At 63.2% G+C, this 18,845-nt stretch carries 19 protein-coding genes; 10 read left to right on the top strand and 9 right to left on the bottom strand.

Annotated elements, in window-relative coordinates; all coding sequences use genetic code 11:
• Window positions 1-10: 10 nt before the first annotated feature.
• The 5 genes from EAY64_RS16510 to EAY64_RS16490 form a co-directional block, all read right to left on the bottom strand.
• Window positions 11-799 carry an ABC transporter permease gene (locus EAY64_RS16510; protein WP_103525836.1) on the bottom strand — a complete coding sequence of 263 codons (789 nt, stop codon included), beginning with the start codon at window positions 797-799 and terminating at the stop codon, window positions 11-13.
• Between the two features lies 1 nt (window position 800).
• Window positions 801-1,691 carry an ABC transporter permease gene (locus tag EAY64_RS16505; RefSeq protein WP_103525835.1) on the bottom strand — a complete coding sequence of 297 codons (891 nt, stop codon included), beginning with the start codon at window positions 1,689-1,691 and terminating at the stop codon, window positions 801-803.
• Entirely contained in the window at window positions 1,681-2,766 is a 1,086-nt protein-coding gene (locus tag EAY64_RS16500) for an ABC transporter ATP-binding protein (protein WP_103525834.1), read from the bottom strand. The genes EAY64_RS16505 and EAY64_RS16500 overlap by 11 nt, the downstream gene beginning before the upstream one ends.
• A 96-nt stretch (window positions 2,767-2,862) precedes the next feature.
• Entirely contained in the window at window positions 2,863-3,753 is an 891-nt protein-coding gene (gene aguB, locus EAY64_RS16495; RefSeq protein ID WP_103525833.1) for an N-carbamoylputrescine amidase, read from the bottom strand.
• Between the two features lie 307 nt (window positions 3,754-4,060).
• Window positions 4,061-5,137, bottom strand: a complete 1,077-nt coding sequence (locus EAY64_RS16490) for an AraC family transcriptional regulator (protein ID WP_103525832.1) — start codon at window positions 5,135-5,137, stop codon at window positions 4,061-4,063.
• Between the two features lie 239 nt (window positions 5,138-5,376).
• On the opposite strand from EAY64_RS16490, the gene EAY64_RS16485 reads away from it, so the two are divergent.
• The 3 genes from EAY64_RS16485 (at window position 5,377) to EAY64_RS16475 (ending at window position 7,286) form a co-directional block, all read left to right on the top strand.
• Entirely contained in the window at window positions 5,377-5,823 is a 447-nt protein-coding gene (locus EAY64_RS16485; RefSeq protein WP_103525831.1) for a hypothetical protein, read from the top strand.
• Complete coding sequence (locus tag EAY64_RS16480; RefSeq protein WP_199106986.1) at window positions 5,787-6,761, top strand: DUF2145 domain-containing protein; 975 nt, start codon at window positions 5,787-5,789, stop codon at window positions 6,759-6,761. The genes EAY64_RS16485 and EAY64_RS16480 overlap by 37 nt, the downstream gene beginning before the upstream one ends.
• Before the next feature lie 150 nt (window positions 6,762-6,911).
• Complete coding sequence (locus tag EAY64_RS16475) at window positions 6,912-7,286, top strand: hypothetical protein (protein ID WP_103525830.1); 375 nt, start codon at window positions 6,912-6,914, stop codon at window positions 7,284-7,286.
• An 88-nt stretch (window positions 7,287-7,374) separates the two neighbouring features.
• On the opposite strand, the gene EAY64_RS16470 is transcribed toward EAY64_RS16475, so the two are convergent.
• Window positions 7,375-8,280, bottom strand: a complete 906-nt coding sequence (locus EAY64_RS16470) for a DMT family transporter (RefSeq protein ID WP_103525829.1) — start codon at window positions 8,278-8,280, stop codon at window positions 7,375-7,377.
• Between the two features lie 119 nt (window positions 8,281-8,399).
• Between EAY64_RS16470 and EAY64_RS16465 the strand changes: the two genes are divergently transcribed.
• Complete coding sequence (locus tag EAY64_RS16465; RefSeq protein ID WP_103525828.1) at window positions 8,400-8,891, top strand: Lrp/AsnC family transcriptional regulator; 492 nt, start codon at window positions 8,400-8,402, stop codon at window positions 8,889-8,891.
• A gap of 29 nt (window positions 8,892-8,920) precedes the next feature.
• Here EAY64_RS16465 and EAY64_RS16460 read toward each other — a convergent pair whose 3' ends face one another.
• Both EAY64_RS16460 and EAY64_RS16455 read right to left on the bottom strand, forming a co-directional pair.
• On the bottom strand, window positions 8,921-9,523 hold the full coding sequence (locus tag EAY64_RS16460; protein ID WP_059285709.1) for a CBS domain-containing protein: 603 nt from the start codon (window positions 9,521-9,523) through the stop codon (window positions 8,921-8,923).
• 301 nt (window positions 9,524-9,824) lie between these two features.
• Entirely contained in the window at window positions 9,825-11,213 is a 1,389-nt protein-coding gene (locus EAY64_RS16455) for an aminopeptidase P family protein (RefSeq protein WP_103525827.1), read from the bottom strand.
• Window positions 11,214-11,763: 550 nt separating this feature from the next.
• Here EAY64_RS16455 and EAY64_RS16450 point away from each other — a divergent pair.
• Window positions 11,764-12,780 carry a fimbrial protein gene (locus tag EAY64_RS16450; RefSeq protein WP_103525826.1) on the top strand — a complete coding sequence of 339 codons (1,017 nt, stop codon included), beginning with the start codon at window positions 11,764-11,766 and terminating at the stop codon, window positions 12,778-12,780.
• Window positions 12,781-12,830: 50 nt separating this feature from the next.
• Here EAY64_RS16450 and EAY64_RS16445 read toward each other — a convergent pair whose 3' ends face one another.
• Complete coding sequence (locus EAY64_RS16445; protein ID WP_103525825.1) at window positions 12,831-14,093, bottom strand: benzoate/H(+) symporter BenE family transporter; 1,263 nt, start codon at window positions 14,091-14,093, stop codon at window positions 12,831-12,833.
• Window positions 14,094-14,207: 114 nt separating this feature from the next.
• Here EAY64_RS16445 and EAY64_RS16440 point away from each other — a divergent pair, with 114 nt between their 5' ends.
• From EAY64_RS16440 to EAY64_RS16420, 5 genes are all read left to right on the top strand, one after another.
• Window positions 14,208-15,641: an aminotransferase-like domain-containing protein gene (locus EAY64_RS16440; RefSeq protein ID WP_103525824.1), complete on the top strand. Its 1,434-nt coding sequence runs from the start codon at window positions 14,208-14,210 to the stop codon at window positions 15,639-15,641.
• The gene (locus EAY64_RS16435) at window positions 15,641-16,741 is read left to right on the top strand and encodes an NAD(P)/FAD-dependent oxidoreductase (RefSeq protein ID WP_103525823.1); all 1,101 of its coding nucleotides are present in this window, start codon (window positions 15,641-15,643) and stop codon (window positions 16,739-16,741) included. The genes EAY64_RS16440 and EAY64_RS16435 overlap by 1 nt, the downstream gene beginning before the upstream one ends.
• 7 nt (window positions 16,742-16,748) lie before the next feature.
• Window positions 16,749-17,348, top strand: coding sequence for an MOSC domain-containing protein (locus EAY64_RS16430; protein WP_103525822.1), 600 nt, complete (start codon window positions 16,749-16,751; stop codon window positions 17,346-17,348).
• A gap of 96 nt (window positions 17,349-17,444) precedes the next feature.
• Window positions 17,445-18,209 (top strand): DeoR/GlpR family DNA-binding transcription regulator, encoded by a 765-nt coding sequence (locus EAY64_RS16425; protein ID WP_103525821.1) that lies wholly within the window; start codon window positions 17,445-17,447, stop codon window positions 18,207-18,209.
• 40 nt (window positions 18,210-18,249) lie between these two features.
• Window positions 18,250-18,798 (top strand): peroxiredoxin, encoded by a 549-nt coding sequence (locus EAY64_RS16420; protein ID WP_103525820.1) that lies wholly within the window; start codon window positions 18,250-18,252, stop codon window positions 18,796-18,798.
• Window positions 18,799-18,845: the final 47 nt, after the last annotated feature.

Here is an 18,845-nt window from a genome sequence, read left to right as displayed (position 1 = left end):
CCGACCCGGTTCAGGATTTGCGCTGGCCCATCCAGTAGGACAGCGCGACAAAGGCAATCGACACCAGCAGCATCAGCGCCGATACCGCGTTTACTTCCGGGGTGATGCCCATACGGATCAGGCCGAAGATGTACACCGGCAAGGTGGTGGCACCGGCACCGGCCACGAAAAAGGTGATGACGAAATCGTCCAGCGACACAATGAAGGCCAGCATGGCCCCGGACAGCACGCCGGGCAGGATCAACGGCAGGGTGACACGGCGGAAGGTGGCAAACGGCCCGGCATACAGATCGGCCGCGGCTTCGGCCAGCCGTGGGTCCAGCCCTTCCAGCCGCGCACGGATGGGCAAGTAGGCAAAGGGAATGCAGAACACGGTGTGGGCTATCAGCACCGTCAGCAGCCCCAGGTCCAGCCCCAGCGCAAGAAAGAACAGCAAGGAGGCCACGGCGGTGACGATTTCCGGCACCAGCAGCGGCAGGCCCAGCATGGCATTGATGAAAGCCTGGCCGCGAAAGCGTTTGCCGGCCATGGCCAGCGCCGCCATGGTGGCAAAGCTGGTAGCCAGCACGGTAGCGCCGCAGGCGATGATCAGCGAGTTCTTGGTGGCCCGCAGGATGTTGTCGTTGTCCATCACCTTCAGATACCAGTCGAAGGAGAAACCAGTCCACAGCGTGGCAATGCGGTTGGCATTGAAGGACAGCACCACCAGCACCACGATGGGCAGGTAGAGATAGACAAAGGCCAGCATGGCGGTGGGGGTGACCCCGCGAAAGCGCCACAAGGTATTGGAGGCTTGCATGTCATTCTCCCGGCGGACGCTGGAAGCGTCTGGTGTAGATCCACATCACCAGCAGTACCAGTGCCAGCAACATGAAGGACAGGGCCGCCCCGAACGGCCAATTGCGGGCGGTGCCAAACTGGTTCTGGATCAGGTTGCCTATCATCAGGCTCTTGCCACCGCCAAGCAGCTCGGGGATGAAGTAGGAGCCGATGGCCGGGATGAATACCAGCAGACAGCCCGCCACGATGCCGGGCATAGCCAGCGGCAGAATCACCCGCCTGAGCGCCAGCCAGCGATTGGCCCCCAGGTCGAATGCCGCCTCCACCAGGCGCCAGTCCATTTTTTCCAGACTGGTGTAGATGGGCAGCACCATGAAGGGCAGGAAGGAATAAACAAAGCCGATGGCCACCGCGGTGGGGGTGTACAGCACATCCAGCGTGCCCTGGCTTAGCCCCAGGGCCGACAGGCTGCTGTCGATCAGCCCGCCATTGCGCAGCAGCAGCATCCAGGCATAGGTGCGCACCAACAGGTTGGTCCAGAAGGGAATGGAAATCAGCAGGATCAGCCGCTGGCGGGTTTTTTCCTCTTTCAGTGCGATATACAGCGCGGTGGGAAAGCCGATCAGCAGCGTCACCACCGTGGCAAAGCCGGCCAGCAGGAAAGAGCGGCCGAAGATTTGCAGGTAATCGCTGTTCAGCGTGAGGCTGTCATCCAGATCGCGCTCGTACAGAAACTGCACATAGGCATCCAGGCTCCATTCCTTCCAGCGCACGCCACCATAGGTATCCGGCGCCAGCAGCGACATCCAGCCCATCAGCAGCATGGGCAGCACCATGAATAGCAGCAGGGTGAGTGTGGTGGGGGCCAGCAGCAGGCGCCGGCGTGTACGGCGATAGGGATCAAGCGTCATGGCCGGCCTCCTGCAGACGATGGAAGGCGCCCGGCAGGGCGGCTACCCGTACCGCATCCCCTACCCGCGCCAGGCGCGAGGCACCGCTGTCATTGGTATGGCGCACCCGGCAGGGTTGGCCATCGGCCAGTTGCACAAGGTAGACGGTATCCACCCCGCGATACACCACCTCGGCCACCACTCCGCCCAGCCCGTCACCACTGCTGGCCAGTTGCAAGCGCTCCGGCCGCACGGCCAGTGCTGCCGCGCCATCGTGTGGCTGATCCAGCACCTGACAGGACAGGCTGCCGGCCACGCCAAAATGCAGCTGGCCATCGGCCACCCGGCCTTGCAGGAAGGAGGTTTCACCGATGAAATCTGCCACGAAGCGATTGGCCGGCCGGTCGTAAATGTCTTCCGGGCTGCCCACCTGCTGCAGCTTGCCGGCCGACATCACCGCGATGCGGTCGGACATGGTGAGCGCTTCTTCCTGGTCGTGAGTGACGAAAACAAAGGTGATGCCGGTTTCGCGCTGCAGGCGCTTGAGCTCCACCTGCATTTCCTTGCGCAGTTTCAGGTCCAGCGCCGACAGCGATTCGTCCAGCAACAGCACTCTGGGCGACGGGGCCAGCGCCCGCGCCAAGGCCACGCGCTGCTGCTGGCCACCGGACAGCTGGTGCGGCCGGCGGCGGGCAAAGCCGGACAGCTTCACCAGCTCCAGTTTTTCCGCCACGATGGGATTGATGTCGGCTGGCTTGAAGCCGCGCATTTCCAGCCCGAAGGCAATGTTTTCTTCTACCGTCAGGTGCGGAAACAGCGCATAGCTCTGGAACACGGTGTTGACCGGGCGCTGGAAGGGCAGCTTGCCGGTAAGCGAGGCGCCATACAGGCGGATGTCGCCGGCACTGACATCCTCGAAACCGGCAATCATGCGCAGCAAGGTGGTCTTGCCGCAGCCCGATGGCCCCAGCAGGGTGAAAAATTCGTTTTCGCGGATATCCAGCGCGATATGGTCCAGCGCCAGCACGGCCTGTTCGCCCGCGCCGAAGCGCTTGCAGACATGGTCGATCTCAATCGCCACACGGTTGCCGGTCATGGCAGTCCTCCTGTGGAATGCAGTGGATAACATGGCCGCGCCCTGCCCGCTGACGGGTCATGCGCAGTCACGCAATACTTCGGAAATGAGAGAGGCTTAGCCGGCAGCAGGGACTGGCGTGTGCCCGTCCAGCGTCAGCAGCGGCGCATAGGCATCCGGCCGGCGGTCGCGAAACACGCCCCAGCTGGCGCGCACGGCGGCCAGTGCAGCGAGGTCGAACGCCTGTACCAGCACGGCCTGTTCCGTGCGCCCGGCACTGTGCAGCACAGCACCCTTGCCGTCGGTGATGAAGGAGCTGCCGTAGTAGGTCTGGGAAAAGTCGCGCCCTTGTTCGCTACCGATACGATTGGCGGCAAACAGCGGCATCAGGTTGGCAGCAGCATGGCCCTGCATGGTGCGCTGCCAGTGGTCACGCGAATCCAGCGTGGCGTCCTGCGGCTCGCTGCCGATGGCCGTGGGATAGCACAGCAGCTCGGCCCCCAGCAGCGCCATGGCGCGGGCAGACTCGGGAAACCACTGGTCCCAGCAAATGCCCACACCCAGCCGGGCATAGCGGGTGGACCACACCTTGAAACCGGTGTCGCCGCCATTGAAGTAGAACTTTTCGGAATAGCCCGGACCATCCGGGATGTGGGTTTTGCGATAGTGGCCCAGCACGCTGCCATCGGCATCGATGATGACCACGGTGTTGTAGCGCGCCTGGCCGGCCGCTTCGAACACACTCAGCGGCAGCACCACCTGCAATTCGGCGGCCAGCCGGGAAAAGTGCTGCACGGCCGGGTGGCCGGCCAGTGGTTCGGCCAGCGCGTGGTAGCGCGCATCCTGCTCGGTACAGAAATAGCGCCACTCGAACAGCTCGGGCAGCAGGATGATCTGTGCGCCCTGTGCTGCGGCCTGGCGGATCAGGGTTTCCGCCTGCTGCCAGTTATGCTGGCGCGAGACGGGATCGACTGCCATCTGGATGACGGCGACGGATGACTTGCTCATTGGTTTCTCCTCCACTCTTGTGTAAACGGACAGGCTGCCGCCCTGGGCCATGGCTGTTGGCAACAGTCGTGGTCTGGGCGAATCCGGGCTGCGAAGTGGTCCGTTATTTTTTTATTCATTCTGCCAACAAGGCAGCGTGGAGAAAGATACAAAGCGGTCAACTAAGGGATAATTCCGGCCAAATCATCTGGCCAGATGGCCGACTGTCGATGCTGCAATGCGATGAAGCAGGCGTGGCCGGCCACCGGCAGCCGGCCTGAAAATGCCACCGGGCCACCGGGCAGGAAGGCGCCCGCAGCACCATGCGCTAACGGCGTAAGTCGGACGGGCGCTTGCCGGTCCAGCGGGCAAAGGCGTGGCGGAAGCTGGCGGATTCGGCAAACCCCAGCCGTTCGGCAATCATGCTGATGGACAGCCTGGTGTCATGCAGCAGATGCAGTGCCTGCTGGTGACGCGCCTGATCCAGCAAGGCCTGGAAGCTGGTTCCCAGTGCTGCCAGCTTGCGCCGCAGGGTGCGTTCTGACATGTGCAGGGTGGCAGTGAGTTCGTCCAGCCGGGCAAAGCGCACCGGGTCGGACTGGATCAGCCGCAGCACCCGTGCCACCAGCGCCGAGCCATGGCTGCTGGCCCATTGTTCCTGCTGGCGCTGGCATTGCTCCAGTGCCATGTGAAAGCTGACAGCATCGGCCAGTGGCTGCGGGCGGTCCAGCCATTTGGCCGGAAAAACCAGCGCATTGTCCGCCATGTCAAAGTGGCCGGCATGACCGAAAATGGCCGGATAAAGCCCGGCGTGGGCCGGCAGGGGAAAACGCATGTGCACCGCCTTCGGGCTCCAGCGCACGCCCATGCAGTCGCAGGCAATGGTCCACATCGAAGTCAGACACATTTCGGCATTGAAGCTGAACAGGTCCGCACGGTAGCGATAATCGTCAGCCAGCAGCCAGGCTTCCTTGCCGCGCTCTTCCAGCCGCAGGGTAAAGTAGCTGGCCAGCAGCAGGGGAAAACGGATGGCGGTTTCCAGTGCCACGCGTAGCGTGGGGCTGACCAGCATGGTGTAGCCCAGAATGCCGTAATTGGAAGTGTGCATGGCACGCCCCAGCCGCAGGCCCAGCGCTTCGTCACAGGACAGGCGGCGGGCATTGTCGAACACCGTCATTTCCTGATGATGGTTGATCAGCCGTGCCGGCTCCTGCAGTCGTTCCGGCGGAATGCCGCTGCCGGCCAGGAGATCCGCCGCCGCAATGCCCTGTTCGGCCAGTACATTGACCGTGGCCACGATGGCGTGCAGTGACACCGGACGGCCGGAGGGATTGTCGCCGCCGGGCAGAATAGCGCTGTCGTTGCTGGAAGACTGGGCCAAGCGGGTTTCCTTGCGGTTTGCCATGCGATGGCCTGATCTTGCCGTCTGGACAGCCGCCACACAAGCCAGGCGGGCAGCCAGCCAATCAATTTTTGTAAATTCACTTGTGCCATACCGCCCCCGCTGGGAACAATAGGCCTGCGCATGCAGTCCACCGTAGCCACGGCCGGCTTGACCAACAGTCGGCTCAGCGCAGTAGGCCGCTGCTGCAATGACTTTTCTCACCGCACTATTCCGCACCGTGTATAGATAACGCCAAGACCATGACCCATCTGAAGAAAACCATTGCCGGCTCCCTGCTGCTTAGCCTGGGCATGCTGTGCAGTACGGCACAGGCTGCCGTTTCCCTGCTCTCCGTTTCCGATAGCGTCAGCGCGACGGTAGGCAGCATTTCCACCTCCTTGCAGAATTCGTCCAAGGCCATCGGCAAGATTGCCGAAGGTGACTACAAGGTCGTCGCGGTGGCCCAGGCGAACCAGCCGGGCAAAACCCAGCTGACGCTGGTGCCGCTGGCCGCTGCCACGGAACCGTTCAACCTGTTTGTGGCACAAGCTGATGTGAAACGCGCTGGCGTGGAAGCCGGCCAGATCGTGCACGCGCAGAAACAGGCTTATGGCCTGGCATTTGCCCGCGCCGACAACAAGCAGCCGTTTGCCCTGCTGCTGGATCAGACATGGCAATCCGACGTGCAGCCCAAGGTGGTTTCCTGATTAGCCGCCTCATGCGGCAGCCTACGCGCATTGCCCAGGCCCTGCTGCTAGCAGGGCTGTTTGCATTTGGCGCGGCCCTGCTGCCGGCCAGGGCCGCCGCCTCGTCGCTGCTGTTCTGCGAACAGGCTGCACCAGCCAGCGTGGCGCGCAAGAGCAGCCTGCTGCTGTTCAGCCTGCAGGTAAAAAACCTGCTGGAGCAGTCCGGCCACCAGGCGGCCATCATCTCGCGCTCCGGGCTGGATCTGGAGCGCTTCAACATCCGCCTGTCGCATGCCGGCATCAGCCTGCGTGACAACCCCAATTCGCCGTGGTCGGTGCGCCAGCTGTATTACGCCTGCGACGAGCAACGCCCCCACCTGTACGACCAGGGCCTGCCGGGCTTTCTGATCGACCAGCGCCAGGGCAGCACGGTTTATCTGTCCATCCTGCTGTTGCCCCCGGCACAAGAGGCGCAATTGCGGCAGGCCGCGCTGGACAACAAGCTGGCACTGCAGCTGCTATCCGCCGACTACAGCGCCAATGCCTACCCCTATTCCACCCGTTACCAGAACTGCAACCAGTGGCTGGTGGAGCTGCTGGCCCATGCCTGGGGCAGCCTGCCCGGTGGCAATACCGCGCGCCAGCAGGCACAGGACTGGCTGCAACAGCAGGGCTACCGCCCGGATACCGTCGATGTGAAGCACCGCTACATGGTGTGGGCGGCCCATGTGGTGCCGCTGGTGCATAACGACGACCACCCGGCCGCCGAACTGGACGCACGCCGCTATCAGGTCAGCCTGCCGGCGGGAATCGAAGGCTTTGTCCGGCAGCAGATTGCCGGCACCGAGCGCATCCAGCTATGTCTGCGCGAGCACACGCTGGTGACGCATCGCGGCTGGGATGACATGGCAGCCGATTGCAGCCCGGTCAACGGCGACACCGTACAACAGCTGGATTAGCGCCGGTGGCTGACCGGCCAGCCCGGCAGATCCACCCAGCTCACGCTTCGTTTACCTTTCTTTACCCGATCTTTACATTGCCCCCCCTCATGCCGCCGCTGCGGGCTGCCGATAATGAAGCATCGATCATCATTACCCTGCGGCGAGCTCATGATGGATATCAGCAAGACCAACTCAGTGACGAGCAACAGCGCCGGCAAACTGCTGCCGCCGAACAAGCAGCCAGGCAAGACCGTACCGGATGCCAAGGACAGCACGCAGGAGCAGCCCTCGCCCTCCACCGTGGTCAGCCTGCAAAGCAGCGGCAAAACCAGCGACAGCACGGCCGCCGATGATGGCAGCAGCAGCCAGGACAACACCCCTTCGCCGGTCAAATCCTTTACCTACGGCGTACTGAATCTGCCCGACCCGGCCGCCACGCCGCCGGCAGCGGAAACCAGCAACGCAGACAACAGTTATTTCACCGCCGGCCGCTGGGCCGCGGCTGCTGTGACCATCGGCACGCTGGTTTCACTGGTGGTGTAAATTTCCACCCGGCCACAAGCGGCCCACCAGCCCTGCCGCAGCAGACTGACAAGGTGTGCACAAGCTAGCGCAGCGCGTTAACCGCGGCTTAGCGCCGGGCAATCAGCACAATGCCCGCCCCCACCAGCAGCATGCCAGCCAGTTCGCGGCTGACCGGCCATTCACCCAGCTGGCTGGCCGCCATGGCCACCGCCAATACCGGAATCACCAGCGCATTGAAGCTGAGCGTGCTGGCCGGCAAGCGCTTGAGCAGCCACAGCCAGGCCAGCCAGCCCACCGCGCTGGACAGGATGCCCGCATACAACATCCCCAACACAAAACCCACCGACCAGCGGATATGGGCAAAATCCGCCCACGGCCATAGCGCCAGCAAGGGCAAGAGACCGATCAGCGCCTGCCAGGCGGAAAAATTCAGGCTGTCCATACCGCCATCCCGCGTCGCCCGCTTGCTCAGCACCGAACCCAATGCCCAGAAAAAGCCGGCCAGCACCGCCAGCAGCATCGGCAACACCCCGCCATGCAGCTGCCATGGCGCCACGATCAGCATCAGGCCGGCAAAACCGGCAGCCAGTGCCTGCCGGGCACGGCGGGTAAATGGCTCGGCCAGCAGCCAGCGCGACAGCAGCGCCACCCAGAACGGCATGGTAAACACCAGCACCGAGGTACGCCCGGCGGCCCCGGCGACCAGCGCCAGGGTGATGGACAGGCTGTAGAGAAAGGTGGTGCTCAGCCCCACCTGTGCTGCCTGCGCCAGCCGTTGCGGCCGGATGGCCCGGCCACGTGCCAGCAACACGCCAAACAGGGTCAGGCTGCCCAGCGCGGTGCGCAGGATCAGGTGGGTGATGGGTGTGGTGGCCTGCAGCGTCTGCTTCATCACCACATAGTTGTAAGCCCACAGCAACACCAGTGCGCTGAACAGGGCCAGGGGCAGCCAGCGGGCAGCGCCGGCGCTGCGGAAAAAGGACGGGGACAGTACGGCACTGGATGTAGACATGGTGCATCTCCTGAAGATGCAGCCAGTGTAGGCAGCACTGCAGCTTGCGCCGCTGCGTTTTACTGCGCCAGAATGCACGCAAACTGATGATTTTGAATATGCAATGCAGGAATACTGATATGGCCGAAGACAAACAGCTGGACAGCTACGATCGCAAGCTGCTGGCCCTGCTGCAGGATGATGCCCGCCGCACCCACGACGAGCTGGCCGAGGCCGTCAGCCTGTCGCCCACGGCGGTCACCCGGCGGCTGAAGCGGCTGCGCAGCGAGGGCATCATCCGCCGTGAAGTGGCACTGGTAGACCCGGCGGTGCTGGGACGGCCGCTACGACTGGTGGTGAACGTCATTCTGGAGCGCGAGCGCATTGCGCTGGTGGACGCCTTCAAGCAGGCCATCCGCGCCGCGCCGGAAGTGGTGGAGTGCTACCACGTGACCGGGCGGCCGGACTTTGTGCTGGTGGTGCTGGTGCGCGACATGGGGGACTACGAGCGCTTTTGCCGCGAGCACATCATGAGCAATGACAATGTGCGCGAGTTTGAATCGCTGGTGGTGATGGAAACCACCAAGTACAGCACCGCCGTTCCACAAGACACGGCGGGCGAAGCGGGCTGAACCTGCCGAGAACAGCCCCGCGCTACCGGCTAGCCCTCGTGCAGCAGCGCGTGCTGGATTTCCGACAGCGCCTGCGGCACGCGCATGAAGTTAAGCGGCATGCCCAGCCGCCGCGCCATGTGCGAGGTAGAGAACATGCCACACAACTGGTAATGGCCGGTGTTCAGGTCCAGCTCGGCCACCAGCGCATGTTGCCGTCCCTGTTGCTTCAGCGTGGCCACCATATGGCCGACGGTGGCGTGCTGCACATCGGCCAGCGACAGCATTTCCAGCTCGCTGCGCGGCGTCATCACATCGCGTACCAGTACTTCATCATGGCGCTTGCCATGTTCCAGCATGCACTGCACCGGGCGCTCGCCCAGGATGTCGGATGCGGTGATCAGGCCCACCAGCCGGCTGTCTTCGTCTTGCACGAACAACAGGCGGATACCACGGCTGATCATCAGGTTATGGGCGTGACGCAGGATTTCATCCTCGCCTATGCTCACCGGGTCGATGATGCGCAGATCGGTCATCACCTCCAGCGCCGGGCTTTTCAGATTGATGGGGCGCAGCGGACGCTGATCCAGATGCACCAGGTCGGTATGTTTGGGCATGGCCATGGATGGCAGCGCTTGAAATGAAGTTTCCATGTGACTCTCCAGCTGGATCGATGTTGTTGTCTGGCCAGACGGCGAGGCCTGGTCACAGTGGCACGGCAGGCAGACTGTCGCGTCGCTGACGGGCTGGACCGGCGCTGTCTCCCCCGCTACGGTCCAGATTTCATTCTAGGCAGGATTTTCCGGATGCAAGGCCGAGCTTGCGCCCAAGCTGCAAATTTGTGTTGCAGCCCTCAGCAGATGAATGGCCGGGCATCGTGCAACAAGCAGGCGCGGGCAAACAAAAACCGCCCCGAAGGGCGGTTGGTGTACCTGACACAGCCGGTCGCCAGGCTTACATCTGCATGATGGCTTCCAGCTCTTCCACCGTTTTCGGGATGGGTTCGCCCAGCACGCGGCTGCCTCTGTCGGTCACCAGCACATTGTCTTCGATGCGGATGCCGCCAAAAGCGCTCATCTCGGCAAAGCGCGCATAGTTGATGTACTGGCTGTGGCGGCCTTCGGCCTGCCAGGCAGCAATCAGCGCCGGAATGAAATAAATGCCCGGCTCCACCGTCAGCACCATACCGGCTTTCAGCGCCTTGCCCAGCCGCAGGTAGCCCAGGCCGAACAGTCCGCTGCGCTGCACGGTGTCGTCATAGCCCACCAGATCCTCGCCCAGGCCTTCCATATCGTGTACATCCATGCCGATCTGATGCCCCAATCCATGCGGGAAGGCGATGGCATAGGCACCGGATTCGACAATCTCTTCTACCGGGCCGTGGAAGAAGCCCAGCTCGCTCATGCCCTGCACCATCACCTGCGCCGCCAGCTTGTGCACGTCCAGATAGCGCACGCCAGGCTTGATAGCGGCGATGGCCTGCAGCTGCATGTCCAGCACGATGTTGTACAACTCGCGCTGCTGCTGGTTGAAACGTCCGCCCACCGGGAAGGTACGGGTAATGTCGCTGGCGTAGCCGCCACCGGAGGTACAGCCGGTGTCGTTCAGCACCAGATCACCCTTTTGCAGCACATTGTCGTGGGCATGGTTGTGCAGCACCTCGCCACGGCGCGAGAAGATCGAGGGGTAAGCCAGCTGCCAGTCGTGGCGGCGCATGATGCCCTCCATGATGCCCACCACCTGGTGTTCCACCACGCCCGGACGCGAGGACTGCATTGCCGCCACATGCATGGCACCGGTCACCGCCAGCGCGGCTTCCATTTCGGCTACTTCCTCCGCGCTCTTGATTTCACGCAGCGCCACCACCGCGCGGGTCAAGGCGGGGGAAAAACCTGCCGCCACTTCCGCCGGATGCACCTGCAGCAGACGGCCCAGTTCCAGCCTGGTTTCACCCCGATACGGGGCCAGGTAATGGATGGGACGCCCGGCAGCTTGCGCAGCCGCCAGCGCCTGTTCCAGCGCGGCATAGGGCTGGCTGTGGCTGATGCCGGCGCGCGCGGCACGCTCGGACAAGGTGGGCAGCGGACCGGTCCACACGATGTCGGCCACGTCCGGATCATTGCCAAACAAAGTGGTGCTGCCAGCGGCCGTGTCGATCAACGCCGCCATGCCCGGCTGGTTCTGGCCAAAGAAGTAGCGAAAGCTGGAATCCTGCACGAAGGGAAAGATGTTGTCGTGGTAATTCATCGGCGAATCCACATTGCCGACGAACAGCAGCAGGCTGCCCGACAAAGACTGTTGCAGCGCCGTGCGGCGCTGCTGATAGGTGGCGGCAGAAAACATCTTGTTCACTCCTTTTTCAACCATGTCAGCCGCGCCAAGCGCATCCGGCCGGCATTTTATGGCCGATATTGTGCTGACTGGAAAATTGTATACAGAATGATCACTGTACACGGCAGGCCGGAACATGACCAGCTTGCTGCCAGGATTGTGCTAGACCAAACCCACCGAATAGCCGGCATCACCGCACTGGACAGGGCCGTACGCCACGGCCTCAATTCAGCCAGCAACCATGCCCGATCATTCACAACGACAGGGCTAAGCCATGGCTTGGCTTAACAGAAAATCCTTGCTCATCGAGTAACTTTTCTGGGTCTGTCTGGCGTAGCGAGTCATGAAAATAGCCCATCCCCTGCATCGTGATACCGGACAAAAATCCGAAATCCCTCTGCCCGAGATCAGCGCCACGGCAGCCCCCATCCGCACGGCATCAAGGTGTTTTGCAGAATATTCTTTTGATAAATTAAAATTTTCTTAGAAAACATGCTGAGCCAGACGACTAGATTCTGCGGATACGGCCTTGTGCCGCTGCCAGAGGGGGGTTGTCAGGATCATGAAGCATCTGCTCAGTCTGCTCAGTCTATTGCTGCCGACAACGGCGTGGGCGCTCTGCACCCCAGCCGCCGGCAGCAGCATTGCCCTGCCGAATCTCACCTTTGCCCGCGACATTCCGCTCAACAGCCAGCTGGGTAGCGATATCGCCTCTACACCTGGCGTACAGTTCAATTGCGACAGCAGTGACAGCAATAGCAAGGAACTGGGCATCAAGATGACCACCGGTAACTATGTCACCATGATCAATGGCCGCAGCGTATTCAGCACCAATGTGCCGGGCATAGGCTATGCCGCCGGTTTCGCGGTCAGTGCGCCGGCAAGCTGTTCACGCGCAACGGTGTGGGTGGATGGCAGCAACACGGGAGATGGCAATATCCGCAATCGGCTGATCTGCAGCAGCAGCGGAGTGCAGACCAAGCTCAGTGGCACGTTTTACCTCGCTTTTTACAAGACGGCCTCCACCATCGGTAGCGGAACAGTCCAGCTCAACAACACGGTAAACGCCATCTTGCGCCTGGGCGGCACATGGCTGCCCTATCTCACCCTGCCGGGGGAAACCTCGTTGCAGGCCAATGGATTTTCCCTGGCGGCCACGAGCTGCGCGCTCAGCGGCATCAGCTCCAGCAGCATCAACCTGCCGGTGATCAGCAACAGCGCATTGCCAACGGTAGGCAGCCTTGCCGGCAATACCTCGTTTGCCCTTACCATCAATTGTCCGGCCACCACCAGGCTGTACCTCACCTTCACCGACAACAACAATAGCGGCCAGACCAGCGACATCCTCAGCCTGGGCAGTGGCTCCACCGCGAAAGGCGTTGGCTTGCAACTGTCCTATCAGGGCAGCACCATCCGTTTTGGCCCCGACTCCGCCATCGCAGGCAATACCAATCAGCTCTTGCTGGCCAACCTTGCCGGCCCGCGCAACTTTCCCTTCTCCGTCAGCTATATCCGCACTGGCACGGTTAGCCCCGGCAGCTTGTCCGCCACCGCCACCTTCACCCTGTCTTACCAATGAAAAATGGCCGCCTGCATGCTACTGGGCGGCCATTTTTCCTCAACATCGGGTCAGTTTTTGCGCTGTGGCACCGGCGTCATGGCCGGCGTGCTTTTGGGGCGCGCCTTCAGCAGCCAGCTTACGCTGCCACCGGCCAGTACCGCCCACAAGGGTGAACCCAGCCCGGCAATGGTGACGCCCGATGCCGCCACCACAAAGGTAAGCAAGGCGGCTTCGCGGTGGCCTTCATCCATCAGCGCGGCAGTCAGCGATGAAGCCAGCGTACCAAACAGCGCCAGCCCGGCCGCCGTCACCACCAGCGCCTTGGGCAAGAGCAGCACCAGGCCGGCCAGCGCGCCACCGGCAATGCCCAGCACGATATACAGCGCTCCACACACCAGCCCGGCCATGTAGCGGCGTTGCGGGTCCGGGTGGGCTTCCGGCCCGGTGCAAATGGCGGCGATGATGGCCGCCAGCGTCACACCATGGCCACCCAGCGGCGCGGTAATGATGGAGGCCAGCCCCAGCACGGTTACCGGTGAGCGCGCCGGAATGTGATAGCCGGAAGCCGACAACACCGCCATCCCCGGCAGAAACTGGCTGGTGAGTGCCAGCAAGGCCAGCGGCAAGGCCAGATTGACAAAGGCCGTCCACGACCACTGCGGCATGGTAAACAGCGGGCCGCTGCTGCCCTGCCAGCTGGCCGCCGCGCCATACATGCCCTGCCAGCTGGCGATGGCCAGGCCCAGGCCAATGGCCGCCAGCAAGGCAAAGCGCGGAAACAGCTTGCGGCCGACAAAGAACAGCACCGTCATCGGTACCACCAGCAGCGCCTGCTGACTGGCTGCTCCCGCCACATCGGCGACAAAGTGAAAGAGGATGCCGCCCAGCATGGCGGCCGCCAGCGAGGCCGGGAAAATCTTCATCAGCTTGTCGAAGGCACCACTCACCCCGACCAGGGTAACGATGATGGCCGCCGCCAGAAACGCCCCCACTGCCTCGCCATACGGTACGCCGGGTAGCGCTGCCAGCAGCAGCGCCGCACCCGGCGTGCTCCAGGCGGTAATCACCGGCACGCGCCAGCGCAGGGTGAGCCAGATACCGGCCACGCCGGAGGCAATGGACACCGCCCACACCCAGGAGCCCAGCTGGGCCGCGCTCAGCCCGGCGGACTGGGCGGCGTGCACAATAATAAGAAAGGGGCCGGAATACCCCACCAGCAGTGCAAGCACTGCGGCAAGGCCGGCCGAAGGCGAGAAATGCGACCAGCTGAACGGCACACGATCAGCATGCGGCGGGCTGGCAGGAGACTCTCGCGGGGAAAGGGTGGACATGGATGGGTTCCTTGATGCGTCAATGCACACAGGGTAAGCGATGGCGATCCGTCTGCCTTCCCACACCCGATACAAACAGCGTAGACTGGGCTGAATCTGTTATATAGAACAGCAATGACCGATCTTCCGCTTTATCTGCATATCGCCCACCAGCTGCAAGCCCGGCTGGACAATGGCGAATGGCCACCGGGCAGCCGCCTGCCGGCGGTGCGTCAGCTGGCTGCCGAACACGGGGTCAACACCCTGACCGCGCTGGCGGCTTATCGCCACCTGGAAGAACAGCAGCGCGTGGTGGCGCGACCGCGCAGCGGCTTTTTTGCCGCGCTGCCGCGCCATGTCGCCAGCGGTACGACTGCTCAGCCCGGCCCCACCGCCGCCGCGCTGGTGGATGTGGACAGCCGCATGAGCCAGCTGATCCGCCTGTCCGCCTCGTCCATCCGCCAGCAACTGCACATGGCCGAGGCGCACAGCAGCCTGTACCCGGCGCAGGAGCTGTCACGGCGCATGCAGCTGCTGCTGGCGCGTCAGCCCGAGCTGATCGGCGCCTACCTGCCCACCGCCGACCAGCAACAGCTGCAGCAGCAGATACGGCGGCTGGCCGCCAGTTGGCAGCTGGATATCCCGCTGGACAAGGTACTGTTTACCCAGGGCATTACCGAGGCCATCAGCCTGTCGCTACGCTTGCTCACCCGGCCGGGCGATGTGGTGGCGGTGGAAACCCCGGTGTACTTCGGCCTGCTGCAAACCCTGCAGACGCTGGGGCTGAAGGCGCTGGAGATTCCCTGCACGCCGGACGCCGGCCTGTCGCTGGAGGCGCTGGAATTCGCCCTGCGCCACGGTGCGCCGGTGAAATGCCTGGTGACGGTGACCAACTTCCAGAACCCCACCGGCGCGCTGATGCCGGACGACAACAAAAAGCGCCTGCTGCAACTGGCACGCCGCCACGGCCTCACCATCATTGAGGACGATGTGTTCGGCGAACTGTACTTCGGCGCCCAGCATCCCACGCCGCTCAAGGCCTGGGACCGCGACGGCGAGGTGATTTACTGCTCGTCCTTTACCAAGAGCTTTGCCCCTGCCTTCCGCCTGGGCTGGCTGTCCGGCGGCCGCCACCATGCCGCGCTGGAGCGGCTGCGCGAGAGCAGCAGCCTGGTCAGCCCGGCCATCCTGCTGGCGGTGTTGTCCGAGGTGCTGGCCAGCGGCGATTACGCCCGCATCAGCCAGCGTATCCGCCAGCAATTGAAGCAGCAGATGGATGCCCTGGCCGATGCGGTGCTGGACGCCTTCCCGCGTGGCACCCGCGTGCGGCGGCCACAGGGCGGCATGCTGCTTTGGGTGGAAGGCCCGGAGGGGCTGGACAGCCAGGCCATGCTGGAAACGGCCCTGGCGCGCTCCATCAGTTTCGCCCCCGGCCTGGTGTTTTCCGCCGAACCGCGTTTTGGCCATTGCCTGCGCATCAATTGCGGCCAGCCCTGGTCCACCCAGCTGGCGGAAGACATCCGCACCCTGGGCTGGCTGGCCAGCGAGCAACTGGCAGGGAAAACCTGATGGACACACTGGACTGCGTAGTCATCGGTGCCGGCGTGGTGGGCTTGGCGATTGCCCGCCAGCTGGCCATGGCCGGACGCGAGGTGCTGATCTGCGAGGCCGAAAGCCAGATTGGCCAGCATTGCAGCAGCCGCAATAGCGAAGTGATCCACGCCGGCCTCTACTACCCCAGCGGCAGCCTGAAGGCCCGGTTGTGCGTGCAGGGCCGCGATCTGCTGTATCGCTACTGCGCCGAGCGGCGCATCCCGCACCAGCGCATCGGCAAGCTGCTGCTGGCCAACACTGTCGCCGACCTGCCACGGCTGCAAGCCATTGCCAGCCGCGCCGCCACCAATGGCGTGCACGATCTGCAATGGCTGGACGCCGCCGGGGTGCGGGCGCTGGAGCCGGCACTGAGCGCCCATGCCGCCTTGCTGTCCCCCTCCACCGGCATCATCGACAGCCACGCGCTGCTGCAGGCCCTGCTGGCCGATGCCGAAGCCCACGGCGCGCAACTGGCCTGCCACTCCCCGCTCAACCGTGGCCGGGTGCTGGCAGATGGCATGGAACTGGAGATTGCCGGCATCACCATCAAGGCCAGATCTGTCATCAACGCCGCCGGGGCGTGGGCAGCTGCTGTCGCCAGCAACATTGAAGGTGTTCCACGTGAAACCATCCCGACGGCCCATTATGCGCGTGGCGTGTATTTCAGCCTCAGTGGCCATTCGCCGTTCTCGCGGCTGATTTATCCGCTGCCGGAAGCGGGCGGGCTGGGCTGCCACCTGACGCTGGACCTGGCCGGCCAGGCGCGCTTCGGCCCGGATGTGGAATGGATAGACGGCGTAGATTACCAGCTGGACCCGGCCCGCGCCGCCGCCTTTTACCACAGCATCCGCCAGTGGTGGCCGCAGCTGGCGGATGGCGCGCTGCAACCGGGTTATGCCGGGGTACGTCCCAAGCTGGCCGGGCCCAGTGAGCCGGATGCCGACTTTGTCATCCAGGGGCCGGCCGAGTATGGTATCGCCGGACTGATCAACCTCTACGGCATCGAATCTCCCGGCCTGACCAGTTGCCTGGCGCTGGCGGCGATGGTGGGTGCCATGGCCAATCAACACAGATGAGACCGACATGAGCGACAGCCCCACCCTGCACTCCATCAATCTGGCAGCGGTCAGCCCCATGCTGATCGAGGGCCGCCGCATCATGAGCGGCATCAACAAGCTGCCGGTCAGCACCCTGCTCCGCCCCACGGCCATTGCCGTGGGCAAGCTGGGACTGGCAGGCGACGAGCAGGCCGACCCCACGGTACATGGCGGGCTGGCCAAGGCCATTTACGCCTATCCGCTGGAGCATTACCCCTTCTGGGAGCAAGCCTGCCAGCAGCATGGCTCGCGCCATGCCGGTACTACACTGCACCACGGCATACTGGGGGAGAACCTCACCATCAGCGGCCTGCTGGAGCAAGATGCCTATGTGGGGGATGTGCTGGAATTTGCCGATTGCCAACTGCAGATTACCGAGCCGCGCCAGCCCTGCTTCAAGTTCCAGGCGCACATGGACATGCGCCTCGCAGTCAAGCTGATGGCGCAAAGCGGCCATTGCGGCTTTTATCTGGCGGTATTGCAAACCGGCACGCTGCAGGCAGGCGAGCGCTTTCGCATCCTGCCCGGCCCGCGCCAGCTGAGTATGGCCGAGGCCTTCCGCCGCAGGCTGCACCGGCTGGACTGAAATGTGGCTCATACAGACGGCATTTGGCGAAATGCGCCGCTCATGTAGAATCGGACAGCCTCCAACACCGCTGCATACAGACAACGACCCGCCACCATGATCATTCTCAATCAGCGCCAGCAAGAACTGCTGGGCATCGTCCATCGCGAAAGCTATGTCACCGTGGAAAAGCTGGCTGCCCATTTTGGCGTCACCCACCAGACCATACGCCGCGACATTGCGCTGATGGCAGAACACCAGTTGCTGCAACGCTATCACGGCGGTGCCAGCGTGCTGTCCAGCGTGGAAAACGTGGCCTACAACGCACGCCAGGTGCTGTGCATCGAGGAAAAACGCCGGCTGGCCGAGCTGCTGGCCAAGCAGATTCCCGACAATGCCTCCTTGTTCATCAATATCGGCACCACCACCGAAGAAGTGGCCAAGGCGCTGCACCGCCATCGCGGCCTGCGGGTGATCACCAACAACCTGCACGTGGCCGACATGATGTGCGACTACCCGGATTGCGAAGTCATCGTGCTGGGCGGCGTACTGCGCAAGCGCGACCGTGGCATCACCGGCGAGGCCACGGTGCAGCTGATCCGCCAGTTCAAGGTGGATTACGGCATCATCGGCATTTCCAGCATCGAAAACGACGGCGTACTGCGCGATTACGACTATCGTGAAGTACGCACCTCGGAAGCCATCATCCAGCAGTCACGCCAGGTATTGCTGGCGGCCGATCACTCCAAGTTTGGCCGCCCGGCACTGGTGGAACTGGGCCATCTGTCGCAGGTGCATGCCTTGTTTACCGACAAGCCGGTGCCGGCGGAAATGGAAGCGGTGATTGCCGAAGCCGGCACCCAGCTGTTTGTGGCCGGCTGATCCTTACGCCCAAGCACCCGCTGTACTACGGAGTCCTGCCATGAAACTGTTATCCCGTCTGTGTCTGTCGCTGGGTGTCAGCGCCCTGCTGTGTTCGGCGCTGGCCCAGGCCGAGCTGGCCAAGGGCGCCGCCGCGCCCGACTTTCGCACCGAAGCCTCGCTGGGCGGCAAGCGCTTTCAGTATTCGCTGAACGAAGCGCTGCAGCACGGCCCGGTGGTGCTGTACTTCTACCCGGCGGCCTTCACCAGTGGCTGCACGGTGGAAGCCCACCTGTTTGCCGAAGCGGTGGACAAGTTCAAGGCGCTGGGCGCCACGGTGATTGGCGTATCCGGCGATGACATCGAAAAGCTGCAGCGCTTTTCCGTGTCCGAATGCCGCAGCAAATTCCCGGTGGCGGCCGATGGCGAGCGCAAGATCATGAAGGCTTACGATACGGTGATGATTCCCGGCACCAGCTATGCCAGCCGCACCTCCTACGTGATCACCCCGGACCACAAGGTGTGGTACAGCTACAGCGCCATGGACCCCAACCAGCATGTGGCCAATACCATGAAAGCGGTGGAAGCCTGGAAAGCAGCCGGCCACTAAGACCCGCTCACAAAACCCCCGATTCTGCGTTGCGCCGACTTGCCGTA

The sequence above is a fragment of the Aquitalea palustris genome (assembly GCF_003693445.1).
In the GTDB taxonomy this organism is placed as follows: Bacteria; Pseudomonadota; Gammaproteobacteria; order Burkholderiales; family Chromobacteriaceae; genus Aquitalea; species Aquitalea palustris.
This window is presented reverse-complemented; position numbering and strand designations above follow the sequence as displayed.

Excerpts from the sequence above, each read along its gene's own strand:
- EAY64_RS16425 (WP_103525821.1), top strand. The coding sequence starts at position 17,445 with ATGATCATTCTCAATCAGCGCCAGCAAGAACTGCTGGGCATCGTCCAT.
- EAY64_RS16435 (WP_103525823.1), top strand. The coding sequence starts at position 15,641 with ATGGACACACTGGACTGCGTAGTCATCGGTGCCGGCGTGGTGGGCTTG.
- EAY64_RS16510 (WP_103525836.1), bottom strand. The coding sequence starts at position 799 with ATGCAAGCCTCCAATACCTTGTGGCGCTTTCGCGGGGTCACCCCCACC.
- EAY64_RS16490 (WP_103525832.1), bottom strand. The coding sequence starts at position 5,137 with ATGGCAAACCGCAAGGAAACCCGCTTGGCCCAGTCTTCCAGCAACGAC.
- aguB (WP_103525833.1), bottom strand. The coding sequence starts at position 3,753 with ATGAGCAAGTCATCCGTCGCCGTCATCCAGATGGCAGTCGATCCCGTC.
- EAY64_RS16480 (WP_199106986.1), top strand. The coding sequence starts at position 5,787 with ATGGCAATCCGACGTGCAGCCCAAGGTGGTTTCCTGATTAGCCGCCTC.
- EAY64_RS16450 (WP_103525826.1), top strand. The coding sequence starts at position 11,764 with ATGAAGCATCTGCTCAGTCTGCTCAGTCTATTGCTGCCGACAACGGCG.
- EAY64_RS16505 (WP_103525835.1), bottom strand. The coding sequence starts at position 1,691 with ATGACGCTTGATCCCTATCGCCGTACACGCCGGCGCCTGCTGCTGGCC.
- EAY64_RS16500 (WP_103525834.1), bottom strand. The coding sequence starts at position 2,766 with ATGACCGGCAACCGTGTGGCGATTGAGATCGACCATGTCTGCAAGCGC.
- EAY64_RS16475 (WP_103525830.1), top strand. The coding sequence starts at position 6,912 with ATGATGGATATCAGCAAGACCAACTCAGTGACGAGCAACAGCGCCGGC.
- EAY64_RS16430 (WP_103525822.1), top strand. The coding sequence starts at position 16,749 with ATGAGCGACAGCCCCACCCTGCACTCCATCAATCTGGCAGCGGTCAGC.
- EAY64_RS16445 (WP_103525825.1), bottom strand. The coding sequence starts at position 14,093 with ATGTCCACCCTTTCCCCGCGAGAGTCTCCTGCCAGCCCGCCGCATGCT.
- EAY64_RS16420 (WP_103525820.1), top strand. The coding sequence starts at position 18,250 with ATGAAACTGTTATCCCGTCTGTGTCTGTCGCTGGGTGTCAGCGCCCTG.
- EAY64_RS16440 (WP_103525824.1), top strand. The coding sequence starts at position 14,208 with ATGACCGATCTTCCGCTTTATCTGCATATCGCCCACCAGCTGCAAGCC.
- EAY64_RS16470 (WP_103525829.1), bottom strand. The coding sequence starts at position 8,280 with ATGTCTACATCCAGTGCCGTACTGTCCCCGTCCTTTTTCCGCAGCGCC.
- EAY64_RS16485 (WP_103525831.1), top strand. The coding sequence starts at position 5,377 with ATGACCCATCTGAAGAAAACCATTGCCGGCTCCCTGCTGCTTAGCCTG.
- EAY64_RS16460 (WP_059285709.1), bottom strand. The coding sequence starts at position 9,523 with ATGGAAACTTCATTTCAAGCGCTGCCATCCATGGCCATGCCCAAACAT.
- EAY64_RS16455 (WP_103525827.1), bottom strand. The coding sequence starts at position 11,213 with ATGTTTTCTGCCGCCACCTATCAGCAGCGCCGCACGGCGCTGCAACAG.
- EAY64_RS16465 (WP_103525828.1), top strand. The coding sequence starts at position 8,400 with ATGGCCGAAGACAAACAGCTGGACAGCTACGATCGCAAGCTGCTGGCC.